Consider the following 17397-nt stretch of genomic DNA (forward strand, 5'->3'; position numbering starts at 1 on the left):
TTATTTACACACCATTAACCATGTGTTTATTTTGCAACCAATAAATCCGTATGTTGTTTTTAACTACTGCCGTTTATGAAAGAAAATGTCATGCGCATAAAATACTATTAATACGCAACTTTGCGCATCGCCTTTTATATCAACATAGCGTTGGGATTTTTTTCCCATTCTTTTCCCGCTCATGCCGTCAGAACAACACCCTTGCATCACGTTTTATATTATGCGCTGACATGTACTCACTACATTGGCATGGTAAATAACGAAATGGTGATACTTTCACCAATGTATTCACTGAAATCTCGCACTCCCATTATTATTATGTGCCAATTTTGTCCCTCTTTATTGATGATAGTTTCACCAACATGACGATAGACCTTACTAATCAACCACCTGAGTTCACAAAAAACAACCGATTGCGATAAATTTCAAAAATGTCGATCTCAGTTCTGATTTTTTGCAATTGCTCAGGGTTTTCATCTCAGATATAGTGCGCAAGCCTCAAATATGTAAGGCTTTTTTTATGACAACGCGATGTATCGCTGTCATTTTTCCTCTACGAAGATACTTATAAACAGGTAGTTATATGAAGTTATCTAAGCCTCTTGTCGCTTTGTCCGTCACCGTCGCTCTTGCGGGTTGTGTGCAAAACAACACACAGTCAGATGATACGTTCACCTTAACGGTGGCACACATCAACGATACCCATTCAAACTTTGATCCGGTGAAATCGAGCTTCGTAGCGAACGATACCCTTGTTTATAACGAGTTTGGTGGCTACCCTCGCCTTCAAACGATGGCAACGGAATACAAACAAGCCGCGAAAAATGAGAACCGTAGCTTCTTGTTCCTTCACGGTGGTGATGCTTGGCAAGGCAGTGCCTACTTCAAGCTAAACGAAGGCGCGATGAACGCGGAGTTGCTAAGCCAAATGGGTCTTGACGCCATGGCGTTGGGTAACCATGAATTTGATCTAAACAACACCAAGCTAAACCAATTTATCAGCGACATTAACTTCCCTGTCGTTGCCGCGAATATCGACACCAGCAACGATCCTGATCTGAAAGATCAAACGAACCTGAAGCCGTTTGTGCTTTTTGCTTTCGACGGCAACACCAAAACCCCAATCACCGACATCAACAACCTGCCAGCAGACAAAGACATTGTTGCCGTGTTCGGGATTGCCCTTGATGACATGCCAAACCTTGCACCTAACACAGGCAAAGTAGAATTTGCCGACATGGTGACGTCTGCACAAGCAACTGTTGATATGCTAAAGGCGAAAGGCGTAAACAACGTTATCGCACTGACCCACATCGGTAATGCGGTAGACGTTGACGTGGCATCAAAAGTGAACGGTATCGACCTGATCGTTGGCGGTCACTCGCACACGCTGTTAGGCGACTTCACCAACATCGGTCACGATCGTGCGGGTACTTACGCACAAATGGTGAAAAACCCGAACGGCATCACTCAAACATGTGTCGTACAAGCAGGTGAATACGCGCAAGCTATCGGCCAGCTGGATGTCAGCTTTGATCAGCAAGGCAACATCACACAGTGTGCCGGCCTGAACACCCTGCTGACCAATGATGAATACTTCCATTCACCAATGCGTGAAGCTGACAGCAAGTTCAGCGCAGATGAAACGGCGGATGTTGTTGAGTTTGTGGAAGGTGAGAAAAACATCGCAATCACGGCAGAAGAAGCAGCGATGCGCAGCTTGATCGACAGCAAATACAAGCCAGCTGTTGATAAAGCGTACGGCAAAGTGATTGCACAGGTACCGGTTGAGATCCGCCATGAGCGTCGCCCTGGTGATCGCGGTACAGACAAACACGGTTCAGATGTCGCCCCTATCTTGGCAGAAGGTCAGTACTTCTGGGCGAACTCACCTGAAGTTCAAGCGTTGACTGGCATGAAAGTTGACTTCGCGCTGATCGGTGCGGGCGGTATCCGTAAGAACATTGAAGCGGGCGAATACCGCGAAGGTAACATCGCGCTAGAGTTGATCCCTTTCTCTAACTTCATGTCTGTTGTGCCGGTGAAAGGCAGCGTGATCACCTCGCTGATTGAAAGTACAGTGAGCGCGACGCTACCTGAAGGCGCACACGCGGGTAAATTCCCTTACGGCGGCCATATCCGTTACCAGTTCACAGAAACCACCGCGCACAAAACAGGCAAGCTAGATTTCGTTGAAATCATGACTGGCACCACCGAGAAACCGGTTTGGACCCCAATTGATACTAACAAAACCTACAATGTCGCGATCAACAACTACAACGCTACCGGTAACGACGGTTGGACACCGCTATTCAACGCACAGAAGAAAGATTCTGGCCGTGTTGACTTAGCGTATGTGGACAACAAGCTGACCGCTTTCCCTGTAAAGCACATTGAAAGTGTGAACGGCAAATACAAAGTACGCTACGAAGGTTCGGCGCCGAACTGTAAAGCGGACAACACCCGTTGTAACACCGATGCACAAGCCGTGATTGACTACATGGCGGACAACACGCCAGTACTTAAGCCATTGCCGTATGACGTGGTAACGTTCAACCGCGCCAACTGATCTGCCATGTTCTGACACCCCAATGTCAGACATTTATGCAAAGGGCCTGTTCGCAGGCCCTTTTTTATGCAGATATTTTGCGCGGCCAGAAGCGCTTCACCGCATAAGGCTTTATCCCGCCCCCATGGTCTATTACACTACCCCGCGGCTTGATAATACGCAGTACGTAACATTCGCTTGAACGGCTAAGGACACACTGAATGCAACAAGTAACCATTGCTCCAAATCCACAGATTGCCACTATCTTCCAAAAATGGGCAGAAGACTGGGCCAAAGATGCACAAAGCGATCAGAAAGACACGGCAAACAAATTCCATACCGTGTACAACATTGCCGCAAACATGTTTCAAAAAGGTGGTGATGTCGATTTACAAATCTTGCATGCGCTATTTGAAGACTGTAAGCAGAAGCTTGAAAATGCACAGGCGATGAGCGCCAAAGTAAAAGCGGCATTGAACGAAGATGATCCTCGTGCGCAAGCGATCATCAGTAAAATCAACCTGACTGCCAACGATGCCTCACACGTAGTCCGTTATTTAGGTCAGCTATTGAAGCCTGCGGCGTAATTGCCTCTGCGACCTTTTTATGATTCACCACCCTGTCGGTGGTGAGTCCACGTCTCCTGCCCCGCTTTCATTCTCACTGATAATCACTCTCCTCGTCATAGTTCCTGATTCTGTGCTGACATCACGCGCAACGAAAAGTTTGAAATGCATCAAAACCCAAAATTTTGTATATTGTTTTTTATCCCAGAGAGGCAGAGCGTAGTGATCTCGCGATCTGTATTTCAAGGACAAGAATGAAAAAGACACTGGCATTGAGCATCAGCAGCGTTGTAGCGCTGCTCATCTCAACGAGCACGTTGGCTGACAATAACCAAAAACAGCTGGCCGACAGCATCCTCGCTTCGCCTACGCTAAGCTGTTTGGGAACAGAACCCTTCTGGGGAATCGATGTCAAAGGCAAAGCACTGATCTTTTCTGATTTAGGTGGAGAGCAAACCCTTTTCAACATCAATTTCTACAGTAGCAGTATCAACCATACTAACCGCTGGGTCATGCAAGCTATCAACAAAGACGCAGAGCAACCCATCTCTCTTGCCCTGTATGAAACCGGTGAGTGCACGGATGACATGAGTGATTTTCGCTATCAACACGAAGTGATTGTGACGATGCCAGATCACGCCGTTTACAGTGGGTGTTGTAATCGCCTGCCGTTGAAAGACGGTGGCGGACAATAAGCAACAAAACAGACAAAAATCCAAGTGAAAAATCCACAAAAAAGGCATCCACACGGGATGCCTTTGGGTACTGATTTTATGGTGGTTTCATTCAGCGTGTGACGCTGCTTTTTCTCGCTGACGAAAAGTCGATTTTGGCTGGAAAAACTCACACGCCGCCCGTGTGGCTAACGTGGGTTGCTCCCACGCACCACACAAGTCTTTAAGGTTATCCGCAGTACGGGTAAACTGACGACACTGACCGCACTTATTCATTGTCGAACACACTCATCATTATTGCTTGGCTAAACGCGTTGTCTGTCCATAGTGTGTACTTTTAAACGACTTAATCACATCACCAATTTCCTGAATGAAAACGATGTAGAAAAGAGGGAAAAGGCTATTCATCACAAGAAAGTAGCTCACTTTGTAGCGAAACGGTGTCTCACCGTTTTCAGACATATCAAACAACATCACGCCGCGCCAAACCTGTAGAACAAGCAAGCCGAGCGTTACAAGCGTACCAATCAAAAGGTAAATTAAGAACAATATTGAGAATAAAAAAGACATACAACGCATCCTTGGTTTTATATAACAACATGCACGGCCATTACTTGCCGAGTCTGCTCTCGCTGCTTCACGTAATGTGATTGGTATGCCAACATGAGCGTTAACGAATTTACCAGTTCTGATTACCGGATAAACAAAAATAAGGCTTTACCCTTCACCCAATATCTAAATTGAGAGAAGGTATTCATCATTATACAAATAACAGATCTATCATTAATGTGATAGGCTCTGAATCATGTCATTCACTTTGTCCCCAACGCATGATTCAAACCATCCGCTAGCCGATACCCCGCCAGCGCCAATCGCTTTTCTACGACGGCTTGTCCCTGCTGAATATAGGTTTGAGTCGGTTGCGCGTTTTGCTTCACGCTATACACCAAAGGTGCCAACTGCTCACTTTCCTCAATCCATCGTGCTACATCACCGGGTTGGCCCAAGGTGAGCGTGGCTTTCGGATACTCTTGCTGCAACGCAGTCACTAATTCCAACACCTGTTGTTTATCGTCTAACAGTCCTAAGCCGTCATCCCATAAATGATGCAGGTTTTTCTTTGGCCCCTTCAGGGTGTATTTATTGCCCCCTAAATCTGACTTGCACCAATACTTACTCAAACTGGTGGCCACGGTATGTAAGGGCTGATGCGCATCTCCGGTAAGGTGGGCAATAAACATCAAGCTCGCCGCTTGTGGGTGTCCATTAAAATCCGCATACAGTGCCTGAGTGGCTAATTGAATATTGGGTTTACGGACAAAATTACACTGACTGTTAGTTGGGTAGACCGCATTAATGTAATGCCATTGATTGGTTTTTTTCTCGTCCCACCGATTCAGCGAGGGTGGCATTGCCTCCCCCATCTGTTGCCAGACGCTTTGGGCGGGTTGTTTGCGAATCATATCCGGCACAACCGCGAGTTGGGCAAACGCACTCACGTCTTTATAACTGCCGATGATATGTTGGGTTTTCTTCGGTAATGCGTTCACCGCCTTCGCCGTAAGTGCATCCACCTTGTCACGCGCCACCGGTGTCAGATTTTGATAGGCAATTTCCGCCACAATCACATGGCCTTCAAAGTTCCATGCTTGTACGGGCAATGGCAAAGCACTTAATGGCATCAACGCTGCGGCTGCGAGCAACGATTTACTGTTTATCACCATGACTCATACTCCGCCTTTCGTTATTGTTTGCTGTCGATAGGCTGCGTTCGCCACGAAAAAAGATCGCTTAATCGGTGCCCATGATAATGTTCAGGACAGTGGATACGACGATAATTCACTACAATACCAATCACAGCAGGTACGGCGAATAAACACAATGCTGTCTGAAACAGGTTTTCAGCCCCTGAGCGGAAAATGATAAAACCATTAAACGCACACAACGCCAGTAATACTGCGTTAGCTCTGATAGCCCAGCGCGCTAATTGAATGTACCCCTGCCAGTCATACACTTTCCAATTCAGATGAAAAGTCAGACAGTGCGGACATAATCGGGACAATGGGATATCGGCCAGCTCTGCATGACAACTGGGGCAACGGGCTTTTTTCATTTCAACGCTCCCTCTTACTTAACACCTTGAGGCGAATCGGCTTGAGTCGTATCACCTTGAGTAGCATGCTCTTCAGTTACATGATCTTCTGCCAAATACTCTTCCAACAATTCAACATCTACCGTAAATCCTTCGCGCGTTTTCACCGCCACGTAAAACGCTGCATTCAGGGCTGAATAAAGATCACTGTAACGCGGCGAAAGCTCTCGTACTGCATAATGACCAAAGGTGAGCGAATGCAGGCGCTGATGATCGGTGTTTTCTCCAGAAAAATATGCGACCAGCCACGTCAACTCCGTTTCCACAGAGGAATGGATTGGCGCGATAAATGCGGCGGGGTAAGCGTGCAACAGCGCAAGCGCCTGTTTGCACACAGCCATTTTTAGTGCTTCCTGACTCATTTTTCCACTCCTTCTCTATGTCCTTGTCTCAGTATCCACAGTCGCACCGACACGCACAACCTATTAACCGCTAAAATTCCCTCTTGTGCCCGAAGCCCGATGCAAAACGTGCAACAGCGTTTTCTCACTGACAACACAACAACAAATAGCGGTAAAACGCTAGCATTTCAATATTGAACAATTTAATTGCCCAAAAACACCCAGATCATGTACATTTTTATGTTGCAAACGTTTCCGCAGGCGTTAGAATCCCCCGCAATCGTTTACCCTGTAGTTTGTGAGTGTATTATGTCGACCCCTAAAATGAATCTAGATTCATTTTTCAAAATCACGGAACGCGGCAGTAGCGTCCGTCAAGAAATCCTCGCTGGATTAACCACTTTCTTAGCGATGGTCTATTCCGTGATTGTTGTGCCTACCATGCTAAGTGCCGCTGGTTTTGATGCTGGCGCAACCTTTGTTGCCACCTGTTTGGTCGCGGCTTTTGGTTCACTCGTGATGGGCTTGTGGGTCAACCTACCACTGGCGATTGGTTGTGCCATTTCATTAACTGCATTCACCGCATTCAGTCTTGTATTGGGCCAGAACGTACCGGTACCGGTCGCGTTAGGCGCCGTCTTCCTAATGGGTGTCATTTTCACCCTTATCAGTGTGACGGGTGTCCGTACGTGGATTTTGAATAACATGCCATTTGGTATCGCACACGGTACTGGCATCGGCATCGGCTTATTCTTACTGCTTATTGCCGCGAACGGCACTGGCTTGATCGTGAAAAACGCAGGTGCAGGTTTGCCCGTTGCACTGGGCGACATTACGTCTTTCCCGGTATTGATGACGATGCTTGGTTTGGCGGCCATTTTAGGCCTTGAAAAGCGTAAAGTGCCTGGCGGTATTTTAATGGTGATCATCGTACTGTCTGTACTTGGCCTCATTTTTGATGAAAACGTCAAATACCAAGGCTTATTCGCCCTGCCGTCACTGGCGACCGCCAATGGCGAATCGCTCATTTTCTCAATGGATGTCAAAGGCGCACTGAGCGCGGCCGTATTGCCTTCCGTACTGGCACTGGTCATGACTGCGATTTTTGATGCCACTGGCACCATTCGCGCGATTGCCGGCCAAGCCAACCTGCTGGACAAAAACGGTAACATCATCAATGGCGGAAAAGCACTGACCGCTGACTCAATGAGTTCTGCGTTTTCAGGTTTAGTGGGCGGCGCCCCTGCTGCGGTTTACATTGAATCGGCGGCGGGTACGGCGGCAGGCGGTAAAACAGGCTTGACTGCTAGTGTGGTTGGCTGCCTGTTCTTACTGACGATTTTCTTATCGCCACTGAGCTACCTTGTACCCGTTTACGCAACAGCACCTGCTCTGATGTATGTGGGCCTATTGATGCTGAGCAACGTCAGTAAGCTTGATTTTGATGACTTCGTGGATGCGATGTCAGGCTTGATCTGTGCGGTGTTTATCATTCTGAGCGGCAACATCGTGACAGGTATCATGCTGGGCTTTGTTAGCTTGGTGATTGGCCGCCTATTCTCGGGTGAAGTAAAAAAACTGAACGTAGGCACCGTGGTGATCTGCATCGTATTGGTGGTGTTCTACTTAGGTGGCTGGGCGATTTAAATACCTCTCTTCCCCCTCTTTTTTCACCACGAATACCCAAGCAAAAACGCCGATCGCATTCCCCCTGCGATCGGCGTTTTTCTATTCTGCTTACTGATGCGATATCTACACCGTTAGTTGCCGTTATTGTTCGGGTTGTTAAGATCGATTCGTGTAAACTGCCCTCTCAAGCGAAAAGGGATCGAGAGAATAAACACCGATAGTAACAACAAAGACCAACGTGAAAACTGCTCAGCAACAAGAAACTGATTACCATTCGTACTCATGAATAAATGGGTCAAATAATCAATCGGACCAGTCACCATGTACCACACCCCATAGATAGTCCATTGAAGTACATCAAGAGGAAGAAAAAGAACAAATTCAAGCATACCCATCATACTGTCATCGTAAAGATAATCGACATTGGCCACAAACCAAAATCGCACGTCATACAACGTAAAAACGGCCAATAAACCTAACCATGCAAACAACCGGCGTCTGATCACACTGTGGCGATATGTCACCTGTATATACGTCACCCACGAAAAAGCAATCACCATTGCAGCAAAGAAAAAGCATGCCGTTATCAGCATATCTTTAAATAATATCGGTTCAGCAATATAAGACGGCTTATCAAATAGACTGCTAAACAGTAAATTAGCCGTAATACTCCCAACGATCATTAATACCGTCACACACACTGCAATAATGAATGCTTTGCCTATCCGTGATTTCGTCGACAAACTATGCATATCGAATCGTTTAAATTTAAGATACAAAAAAACAATCAATCCAGCTGAAAAGCCAGAAACAATCAACGCCATGATGATCAATAAGGTTTGAACATCAATTCGACCACGTATATCTATTGGGGAGGTCATAACAATATTTTCCTGATTGCACAAATTATCGCTCATCATTTATCTATCAATGACAACTTGCACGCGAAAAACACACCAATGACAAACTTTACAGCCGAATTCACAAGTCGGATGCATATCAATTGAAAGCTGAGACAAACCGCCCCAGCAAGGTAGTTGCAAACACATCCATCTATTCGATATCACTTCGGTTGATAGATCTCGTCCACCCAGATTTCATTGATTTCATCGGCTTGTTACTGTGCACTATACCGCTTGGGGCATCTATGACTTTTCGCACAGACAAATTCAGCATCGCTGTACGCCATAACGCATATTCCCCCGCAATGTGTAAACAGGGGGCCTCCCCTATACGAACCGTGTAATCTTTTACTGTTGCTTCAATATCATGGGTTGATATAGCAAGATGTAACTTATCCATGTGCATATCCTTGAAACGCTTATGTGCACCACATAACGAACCAGACCAAGCCGAACTTAAACAAAAAGCGGCTTCACATGTGGCTTTCTGATGTACACCAAAATAAACACGGCTAAAGCGATACTGATACACTGCATGATCGTGTTACCCACCGTCATTTCAGAACCCGGGAAAATAGGAAATATCGACGCGGCCCCCATGGGTATAGATAACCCATACAAGCCATTGGTCAGTGACCAACCCCAGCGCTTGAGAGTCAAAAAGCCAAAGACTGACGCGAGTAAGCCGATACCCAGTATCACACTCACCACTGCCATAGCCAATATCCATGGTGGAAAGCCATGCATTGATGAAGACAACACCAAAAGTCCCCCACCTCCCATCGTGCTCAATATTCCACCAAAACCGCTATACACAGCGATCACGGTAATACCGGTAGGCTTCTTTTTATTACTCATTATCACTCCTTGATTATGTGACTATCGCCGTTCACTGAAAATACAAGAGATAGGTTTCAAGCTATCATGAATACCTGTCAACGCGTCGTCTGCTTTTCCAATATCATCTCATACTGTGATTTAGGCGCATCAAAGTACGTGGCATGAACATAAGCATGCCAATCTTTCAATAAGGCGTCCATAGGCATATTTGTCACCTTCGTGATATCACCATTGTTTTTTATAAGGGTGAGTAGCGCCTCTTCACCCCATTTTTTATCAATATATTCACCAATGGTATAACCTAATTCATAAATAGCAGCGCTTTGATTAAAATTCGCATTTAAATCATTTACAAGATAATCAAAACGGTCGCGAATTAAATGCAAGCGATTCGCGTAATACCACACAGGTTCCGATTCATAAATGGCAATCGCCTCCCATAACCAACGCGGATTATTGGCAAAGGCAGGATTCACTTTCAATGTCACTAAATGGACAAATTCATGTAACGCTGTCTGCGCCGTTTGGCCTTCTGTGTAGAGTAATCTAAGTTCATTTTTAAACACATACCCCGTCGAACCCGGAAACTGAACACCCAGCGCGTCCTTCTGTGCGGCTAAATAGTCTCCTCCGCTCTTCCACACACGCACGGTTGTGGATGGCATGGCCGCAAGTTTAAAGTCCGCCAATAAACGCGGGGTATTATTCGACAGTGTCTGGTGGATAGCGGGAATAACAGATGCTGGCAGTTCATTATACAAAACGTACTTAAACGCGCCTTTATCGGAAACATAGCAATCATCACAGGTTTCAGACGCATTCACCCATGATGAAAGACAGACCAACAAAGTGGCAAGAGCGGTGACCACGCCATGATGTAAGCGTACATGAAACATGAGTTTGATCCTCTTTTTTATCTTTATGACCGCGTTCCACACTATCAATTTTTTATCGATTGATGAAACACTTACAGACATAAAGACAAGAGGATGCACTAACATTCTGATGTAATAAGCGCGCATATTACATCGCCATCACATACTGATACACCACGTAATAAACTGACAGGTACCATATTGTCGACGGAGCCATAAATACATGTAATTTCGTTTTTCTTACTTTTTCACGGTACTTTTTACTGTCGCTTTTATATTCTGCATAAAATCTCGGAAGTGTGGCATAAAATTAACAAAGAGCGGATGCTTACGATCTGCCATCATCACGGGTCCTAATAAACGCAATGCAACACCCACTCTGGTTGCATCATTGGCGTCCAATCCGCTGCCTTGCTTTAATTTTTCGACAATTTCCAGCATATCTTCGCGGTCTTGAACCATAAACGTCAGTGTTTTCTCTTCTTCAATCCCGACCTCTTCAATGGTGATACGGTATTCATGGCCACGTTTTTTAGCGGGTGTTGCGGCTAAAGAAGCGGCGGTGTCTGTCTCTGTATTTTTCATCTCGGTTTCCTGTGCAGTCTGTGTCTTTAATGCTTGATCGTCTGAAAGTTCAAGGTCCTGTACATCGTTTTTTTGTGCTTTCATCATTTTCTCCGCAAATTACATTAGCGATTTAAAAACTGTTTGATTTTAGGTTTTACGGTAATTGCCATGATTGGCATAACCACAAGGCTAACAGGTAATGCAGCCATGAGCCCACTCCACCATCCCGCCATAAGCTGTTGATAATCTGTAAAACCAAAGTGACTGGCGGCTGCCATAAAGGCCACGATGGACTCCATCACACAGGCCATGATCAACCCAATAACTATATTGCGAGTGGTCTCTTTGGCATGAGGCATGACGTAGCCGACCAGACGACTCACGACCCAGAGACTCATTAAGGCAAGAGGCTTTACCGTCAATATGACCGTGCCAAATGCACGCAACCAATCTAACCAAAAGGAGTCCGTCATCCCTACCGTACGGTAGGTCATCACGCCAGTTAACAGGCCGCACATACAACTCATAATGGCAATCAACACCAGTACGCGTGACAATGCCCAGCGTGAAGGCAGTTGTGTGGGTTGATTTTCAGGTTCCTTTTTTGCCACTTCTGTAGTTAACGCATTATTCACGCGTAATCTCCTACGGGATACGGTTTACTTGGTAATAAGCTGGACAATGACATGGTTAAAAATCCTTGTACTTGCACACGTCGAGCTTTAAGTTGATAATGTCAACTATAGACCCAGTAGTTGATATTATCAACCATATTTTCAAGGTTCACGTTATGACTCATGACACATCGTTAGATAGCTTGTTTCAACTCGTTCATATCATGAAGCGTCAAGTCCATGATCATATTGAACAATTAGGCTTACCTTTAGCACCGATGCACATACGTGCGATTAAAATCATTGAGCGGAAATCACCGTGTACCGCGAATGACATTGTGCAATTTTTACAGCGCGACAAAGCGCAAGTGACGCGCTTGCTCAATACACTGATTGAGCAAGGCTATATAGAAAAGGCCCCAAATCCGGACGATAAACGCAGCCAACGCCTGCTGCTCACCGATAATGGTATGAGCATCATGGCACAGATAAATGACATAGATAAACAGATGGGACAGCAACTCACTCAAGGAGTCACATCAGAAGATTTAGCAGCATTGCAGCGTATAACGGAAAAGATGGCGGCGAACCTACGTTAGCTATTTCTGCCCATATCCCCAATCACCCGCGATACATTGATCTGCGAAATAATGATCTGCGAAATAACGATTTGCAATAGAACGACCCGCACGTTAAGAGTGACTTAACGTGCGGGTATGATTTACTCAGCGGTAGCCACTTATCTCAAAGATCGATATACAAGCGCAGCATGTCTTTATGCTGTATACCGTTTTCAAAAATGGGTTCTGCGTAATGGGTAAGAAAATGATCTTTGATCACCGCATCGACTCGAAATCCCATTTTTTGGTAATACGTCAATTGATAACCAAACGTCCCCGTTCCCAACTCAACCCGTTGTACTTTTTTCTTGGCTAATGCTGCCAATGTAAATCGCAACATGTCAGAGCCAATGCCCAGCTGCTGATACTCAGGCCATACTGCAACATTGTATATTTCAGCGCAGCCATCATGGATTAATTTAGCCACACAGACGCCGACAATACTGCCATCAAGCATGGCAGCAAAACACCATGAATCATTCAAATAGGATTGAACATGATGCTCACAAGGATCGGCTTCAAGCAGAAGCTGCATCGGGATATCTACGGCGTCGACCTCTAAATATTTCATACTTTCTCATGATAAATAATGAATGGTAATGAAAGAACCTGCCTACCCAACTCACTATCCGGATAACCTCGCGGCGATCACGGATCGGTATATTGTTACCACCGAAAAAAACGCAAAAAAACGTGACACCCATTCCAAAAAATCACGAATACTTCACGTTCGATGCCCTATAGTGCCAGAACAAACCAGCCACATCTGGCTGAAAACAAAAACACATTGCATCACTAGCTAAAAGGCCACTAAGAGCCATGAGTCATTCAAAGAAAGTTAATCATCAGCGTCGTCCTCAATTTGAACAAACACAAAAGCGCATTGTGAAAGCCAAAGATTTGAGCGAACTGATCGTTCGTGTTCAAGGCGTCAGGAAAAAGGAAGACTGAAATAAAAAACGCACAGTAAAGAGAGCGATCTCCCCTTACTGTGCGCTTTAATCAAAGAGAACACACAAGGATTACAAGGATTGCCAGCCTTTAAACACCAGGTTCGGTGGTGACGTGGTTGTTACTTTCCCCACTTCTGCATCCCCAATCGCTTCATCGTAATGAATGCCGCCAGCCCCAGTCACGCTGACCGATTTTCCTAGCAAAGCCCCTTTAAACCCAACGCTTGAGCTGATGGCGATATCCGTTAGCGGCGCATAAATCGCCGCGTAAACTTGTTCTACACCACCGGTTATATAGACGCCCGTACCACTGTAAGAACTGAAGATTGAGAACACCGGTAAGCCATCCGCCGTTAAGCCATGCGTCGGCGTTAATACTTCTGAACCAGCACCGATAATCAAGTCACCTTTTACGAGAAGGGTCAGGCTGCTGTTATCAGGAATCGTCAGTGTGCTCGCCCCCGACATAATGAAGTTACCCTTCACAAACATGAAAACATTATGCCCCGCTTTCACCGCTAACTTACCGTTAATGTTCGCGTTGTCATACATTAATATCGGCTGTGTCACACTGATAAAGGGCGCATTACGGGCAGCAATGGGGGACGGTTTTGTGCTCGCCGAACCAGGCCAATGCGTAAACTCCCCCAACGTATTACTCAGTGTGTAAAGGGTCGTATCGCCACCGGTATCATTCACATCAAGATCTTTGGCGTGATCGGCGAAAGACTCAACCGTTAGTAGCTGGTTTTCAATGTCTAAGGGATCACAAGTCATATCATTGGGATCATTGATATCAACAACCCCATCATCGATAGGGATCATGTCTACCATAGGCACAAGGGCAATCTCAGGCTCCGGCGGGTCAACTTTATACGGTGGATTCAAATAATCAGAATCGGGGGCACCCGACCATTCTTTGGCGAAACTCCCCACCCCTGCATAAGCCAAATTATCATGATGAATGACAGCATTCGTAGTCAATAAAGAGACGTTTTGCTTGGATTTTACGCCATTCACACTGCCCTCATATTGCGAATAATTGCTGTACGTTTGCGCAACACCCCAGGTGGTCACCTGACGCAGCGTAATATCGCCATTGGACAAAATATCACCGCCAATACTCTCACCAGTCGCAGTTACATACCCAGCCGAAATAATGTTACCGCCGACCTTGGTTTGCTCAATCTTAACGTAGTTATTCGCATGAATTGACCCCGCCACGGCACCATTTCTTTGATTGAAATGCTGATAGGAAAATACATCCCCCCCAATGGTGCTATTGTTGAACATATTGATGGTGCCATTACTGCTGAGATTCCCCGTAATATGCGCAGAGCCCCCAAATTCCACGTTCCCGACAGCAATGACATTCCCATCAATCTTGCCGGTGCCCGATAATTCAACCAAGTCATTCGCGTTCAGCGTTCGGACCGTCACGTTCCCTGCGATATTCGGCTCACCATCAGGCTTGAGTGCGCCATAATCACCCAGCGCTGAGTTATAACTGTTAATTTTACCGCTGCCGCTGAGCGCTACACGATCGCACCCTACAATACCGCGCCCAAATGCCGACGATGAGGTAGACGTTGAACTCTCCAGTTCAAAATTGGCCTTTAACACCGTTTTACCATCAAAGCGCAACCCATCACTTTGTAATACCAACTTATTGGTGCCTGCCGCGGCATCAATGGTCAACGCATACGTCATATCGGTTATGCCGGGGGCGCTACCGGTTGTTTCCATCCCGGCAAGGAGCACGTCCAACGTTTTATCTGGGTGTAGCGCAAGTTGCTCATTGAGATAGTCATAGGTATCAAACACCCCTTTTTCTGCCACCAAACGTGCATTGGTCTTTTTCTGAAAGTTACCGCTTAAACGCTCTTGGGTAACATTGTCTTTTAGGGAGTTTAATACCAATCCACCGGCCATCATGCTTAATATCAGCACACTAATTAAGGCGAAGCCGCGTTCTTTTTTCTGTTTCTGTGAAGCGTTCTGTTTCGCGGAATAATGCTTTAAGCGTAACGTTTGCACGTCTAACCTCCTGTCGCCTTTGCCAGAATAATACCCGTCAGGGCGATATCAATTTTGACTGGTGATGCTGCACCTATACCGGCCGACTCACCATGTTGTGCCTGTGGGGTCACGGTGATAGACACCAAATTGTTTGTTCTTTCAAATGCAATATCTTGTAAGCCCGTTAAAATGGTTTGCAGATGACCGCCTATATCACACTGTAAATGCACACCACTATGACTGTATGTTTCGGTATAAGCCGCCGTTGGGCGTGATCCATCACATGCGACGGTATTCGCAGCCTGTTTCGTTTCTAAATGACCCGGATGATGAATAATGACATGCCTCGCCTGTTTCAGACTGCGGGTAAATGTCTGCGTGCTGAATCGCAGTACCTCTTGGGCATTCTCTATATTTTTACTGCTTTGAATCACCCCTTTTATTGAGGCGTAGCCCATGATTACGCCCATAAGAAGTATCATGCTCACCGACATCCCAATTAATAATTCAACCAAAGTAAAACCTGAATTTCTTTTCATTTTAAATGGCATGGCAACGACTCGGTAACTTAGGGAAGGTGGCATTAACATTGATCTGGTTATCGTTTATGGTTGTATCTTCATTATTAATACGTTTATCTGTCCACTTCACATTTACCGTGAAATTATTACTGAACGCATTGGCTTCTGCCCCAATCAGTCGCATTTGGTAACCGGTTAACTGTGGGGATAACGTATTATCAATGTAGGGTTGATCAAACGCTTTCACACCATGCTGAATTTCACACACATCCCCCCATACACGTTCAACCACATTATTGGCTTGAATCATTGCCAAGGTGTATTGAAAGCTATTGTTGGCATATTGCAGGGATTTAAGTTGTCCGGCCGCTAAGGCCAGTAATGCAACGCTAGAAATAAATAAAGCAACCAACGCCTCAATGAGTGAAAATCCCCGTTGCGGTTTATATCGTTGTGTCATGAACAACTCGCCTCCTTTTTTATCACGCTTTGGCCACTGGAAAAGAGACACAAATGACGATCACTGGTTTGGCTATCACCATCAGTAATGGTCAAGTGGCCGGTAGGCATGGTGCCCGTTTTCGAAATCGTGATATTTCTTAAATTGCTCACAGTAACGGTTGGATGTGTCGGCATAAATTCAGCCAGTGTTTCTTCTTCTGGGGTGCCTATATTGATTTTGACGAGCCATTTCGTATCAACCACCACCAAATCAATTTGGCTGGCACGTTTTGCAGCTTCACTGCGCGCAAACTTTACGACACTATGTAATTGGTTGGCATTGGTCACAATGCGCTCACGCTTCACCTGTGCAGAGAAAGACGGGATAGCCACCGTAGCTAAAATACTGACAATCGATACCGTCACCAGCATCTCTAATACCGTAAAACCACCGCGTTTCACGTTACTGACCTTTCGTTTTTTCATCACATCTACCTCCAACAGCCTGTCGTAACGGCCGTTTTTTGTCCGCGATGATCGATACTCATATCGCCACATTCATCATTCACTTGTACACCTTGTGGGACAGCGGTGAGTGTAAACGTCAAAGAGTCGTTCGTATTACCTGCCGTCAACGCTGAGGCGGTAGAAGCGGTATAGGTAAAACGGTAATTCTCCGTTTCAGTGATCGTAAAATCGTCGGGATATCCCCCCAAACGAGTAAATTGCCGCTCTAAAGTACCCACTTGCTGTAATAAAAACTGCTGCACGTCGGCACGGCGAGCCTCTTGCACGTGCTGCGTATAGGCAGGGACTGCAATCGCCATTAACACCCCAACAATGGCAACAACGAACATTAATTCAATTAAGGTAAATCCTTTTTCACGTGCCTTCATGTTAGCCTCGATGCTACTCAACCGAATATTACAATTTTGTTAAAATGTAACAGCGAGAATAGCGATCGTGTTTCAAATTGTAAATATGCACAAAGATAATTAATTGATACCCTGCAGGAATTTATATTCTATTTAATATAACAGAGGGGAATTCACAATTGATAATAAATACAGTAAATATCACTGGTATAGTTGATTATTTATTGTCTTAATAGCAGCATATTAATCAGTATATACAC

Annotated in this window: 21 protein-coding genes; 5 read left to right on the top strand and 16 right to left on the bottom strand. The window is 45.6% G+C overall.

From position 1 onward, the window contains the following. The first annotated feature begins 583 nt into the window (after positions 1 to 583). The 3 genes from L4C36_RS21320 to L4C36_RS21330 all read left to right on the top strand — a co-directional run bounded on the left by L4C36_RS21320 (position 584) and on the right by L4C36_RS21330 (position 3809). Complete coding sequence (locus L4C36_RS21320) at positions 584 to 2569, top strand: bifunctional metallophosphatase/5'-nucleotidase (RefSeq protein WP_428479803.1); 1986 nt, start codon at positions 584 to 586, stop codon at positions 2567 to 2569. 200 nt (positions 2570 to 2769) lie between these two features. Then, on the top strand, positions 2770 to 3135 hold the full coding sequence (locus L4C36_RS21325) for a hypothetical protein (protein WP_428479804.1): 366 nt from the start codon (positions 2770 to 2772) through the stop codon (positions 3133 to 3135). Between the two features lie 233 nt (positions 3136 to 3368). Further along, complete coding sequence (locus tag L4C36_RS21330; RefSeq protein ID WP_428479805.1) at positions 3369 to 3809, top strand: hypothetical protein; 441 nt, start codon at positions 3369 to 3371, stop codon at positions 3807 to 3809. An 87-nt stretch (positions 3810 to 3896) separates the two neighbouring features. Here the strand turns inward: L4C36_RS21330 and L4C36_RS21335 are convergent, their stop codons facing one another. From L4C36_RS21335 to L4C36_RS21355, 5 genes are all read right to left on the bottom strand, one after another. Continuing rightward, positions 3897 to 4064: a hypothetical protein gene (locus L4C36_RS21335; protein ID WP_428479806.1), complete on the bottom strand. Its 168-nt coding sequence runs from the start codon at positions 4062 to 4064 to the stop codon at positions 3897 to 3899. Positions 4065 to 4082: 18 nt separating this feature from the next. After that, on the bottom strand, positions 4083 to 4358 hold the full coding sequence (locus L4C36_RS21340) for a hypothetical protein (protein ID WP_428479807.1): 276 nt from the start codon (positions 4356 to 4358) through the stop codon (positions 4083 to 4085). Positions 4359 to 4600: 242 nt separating this feature from the next. After that, the gene (locus tag L4C36_RS21345) at positions 4601 to 5512 is read right to left on the bottom strand and encodes a S1/P1 nuclease (protein WP_428479808.1); all 912 of its coding nucleotides are present in this window, start codon (positions 5510 to 5512) and stop codon (positions 4601 to 4603) included. A gap of 20 nt (positions 5513 to 5532) precedes the next feature. Then, positions 5533 to 5901 carry a hypothetical protein gene (locus L4C36_RS21350; protein ID WP_428479809.1) on the bottom strand — a complete coding sequence of 123 codons (369 nt, stop codon included), beginning with the start codon at positions 5899 to 5901 and terminating at the stop codon, positions 5533 to 5535. 14 nt (positions 5902 to 5915) lie between these two features. Beyond that, the gene (locus L4C36_RS21355; RefSeq protein WP_428479810.1) at positions 5916 to 6302 is read right to left on the bottom strand and encodes an immunity protein Tsi6 family protein; all 387 of its coding nucleotides are present in this window, start codon (positions 6300 to 6302) and stop codon (positions 5916 to 5918) included. A gap of 288 nt (positions 6303 to 6590) precedes the next feature. On the opposite strand from L4C36_RS21355, the gene L4C36_RS21360 reads away from it, so the two are divergent. After that, positions 6591 to 7928 carry an NCS2 family permease gene (locus L4C36_RS21360; protein WP_428479811.1) on the top strand — a complete coding sequence of 446 codons (1338 nt, stop codon included), beginning with the start codon at positions 6591 to 6593 and terminating at the stop codon, positions 7926 to 7928. A gap of 113 nt (positions 7929 to 8041) precedes the next feature. Here the strand turns inward: L4C36_RS21360 and L4C36_RS21365 are convergent, their stop codons facing one another. From L4C36_RS21365 to L4C36_RS21385, 5 genes are all read right to left on the bottom strand, one after another. Beyond that, entirely contained in the window at positions 8042 to 8830 is a 789-nt protein-coding gene (locus L4C36_RS21365) for a hypothetical protein (RefSeq protein WP_428479812.1), read from the bottom strand. 438 nt (positions 8831 to 9268) lie between these two features. Continuing rightward, entirely contained in the window at positions 9269 to 9670 is a 402-nt protein-coding gene (locus tag L4C36_RS21370; RefSeq protein ID WP_428479813.1) for a hypothetical protein, read from the bottom strand. 77 nt (positions 9671 to 9747) lie between these two features. Beyond that, positions 9748 to 10548 carry a hypothetical protein gene (locus L4C36_RS21375; protein ID WP_428479814.1) on the bottom strand — a complete coding sequence of 267 codons (801 nt, stop codon included), beginning with the start codon at positions 10546 to 10548 and terminating at the stop codon, positions 9748 to 9750. Positions 10549 to 10767: 219 nt separating this feature from the next. Then, a complete protein-coding gene (locus tag L4C36_RS21380; protein ID WP_428479823.1) occupies positions 10768 to 11112 on the bottom strand; it encodes a DUF3861 domain-containing protein in 345 nt (114 codons plus the stop codon). A 104-nt stretch (positions 11113 to 11216) separates the two neighbouring features. Continuing rightward, a complete protein-coding gene (locus L4C36_RS21385; RefSeq protein WP_428479815.1) occupies positions 11217 to 11729 on the bottom strand; it encodes a DUF2798 domain-containing protein in 513 nt (170 codons plus the stop codon). 155 nt (positions 11730 to 11884) lie between these two features. On the opposite strand from L4C36_RS21385, the gene L4C36_RS21390 reads away from it, so the two are divergent. Further along, positions 11885 to 12307: a MarR family winged helix-turn-helix transcriptional regulator gene (locus L4C36_RS21390; RefSeq protein ID WP_428479816.1), complete on the top strand. Its 423-nt coding sequence runs from the start codon at positions 11885 to 11887 to the stop codon at positions 12305 to 12307. A gap of 145 nt (positions 12308 to 12452) precedes the next feature. Here the strand turns inward: L4C36_RS21390 and L4C36_RS21395 are convergent, their stop codons facing one another. The 6 genes from L4C36_RS21395 to L4C36_RS21420 all read right to left on the bottom strand — a co-directional run bounded on the left by L4C36_RS21395 (position 12453) and on the right by L4C36_RS21420 (position 17158). Then, positions 12453 to 12899, bottom strand: a complete 447-nt coding sequence (locus L4C36_RS21395; protein ID WP_428479817.1) for a GNAT family N-acetyltransferase — start codon at positions 12897 to 12899, stop codon at positions 12453 to 12455. 451 nt (positions 12900 to 13350) lie between these two features. Next, positions 13351 to 15318 (bottom strand): DUF7305 domain-containing protein, encoded by a 1968-nt coding sequence (locus tag L4C36_RS21400; RefSeq protein WP_428479818.1) that lies wholly within the window; start codon positions 15316 to 15318, stop codon positions 13351 to 13353. A 2-nt stretch (positions 15319 to 15320) separates the two neighbouring features. Beyond that, the gene (locus L4C36_RS21405) at positions 15321 to 15851 is read right to left on the bottom strand and encodes a prepilin-type N-terminal cleavage/methylation domain-containing protein (RefSeq protein WP_428479819.1); all 531 of its coding nucleotides are present in this window, start codon (positions 15849 to 15851) and stop codon (positions 15321 to 15323) included. After that, entirely contained in the window at positions 15841 to 16281 is a 441-nt protein-coding gene (locus L4C36_RS21410) for a type IV pilus modification PilV family protein (RefSeq protein ID WP_428479820.1), read from the bottom strand. Before L4C36_RS21410 ends, L4C36_RS21405 begins: the two co-directional genes overlap by 11 nt. Continuing rightward, positions 16278 to 16748, bottom strand: a complete 471-nt coding sequence (locus L4C36_RS21415) for a GspH/FimT family pseudopilin (RefSeq protein WP_428479821.1) — start codon at positions 16746 to 16748, stop codon at positions 16278 to 16280. Before L4C36_RS21415 ends, L4C36_RS21410 begins: the two co-directional genes overlap by 4 nt. Positions 16749 to 16753: 5 nt before the next feature. Further along, positions 16754 to 17158: a type IV pilin protein gene (locus tag L4C36_RS21420; protein WP_428479822.1), complete on the bottom strand. Its 405-nt coding sequence runs from the start codon at positions 17156 to 17158 to the stop codon at positions 16754 to 16756. Between the last annotated feature and the right edge of the window lie 239 nt (positions 17159 to 17397).

The sequence above is a fragment of the Photobacterium japonica genome (assembly GCF_050337005.1).
GTDB classification, from domain to species: domain Bacteria; phylum Pseudomonadota; class Gammaproteobacteria; order Enterobacterales; family Vibrionaceae; genus Photobacterium; species Photobacterium japonica.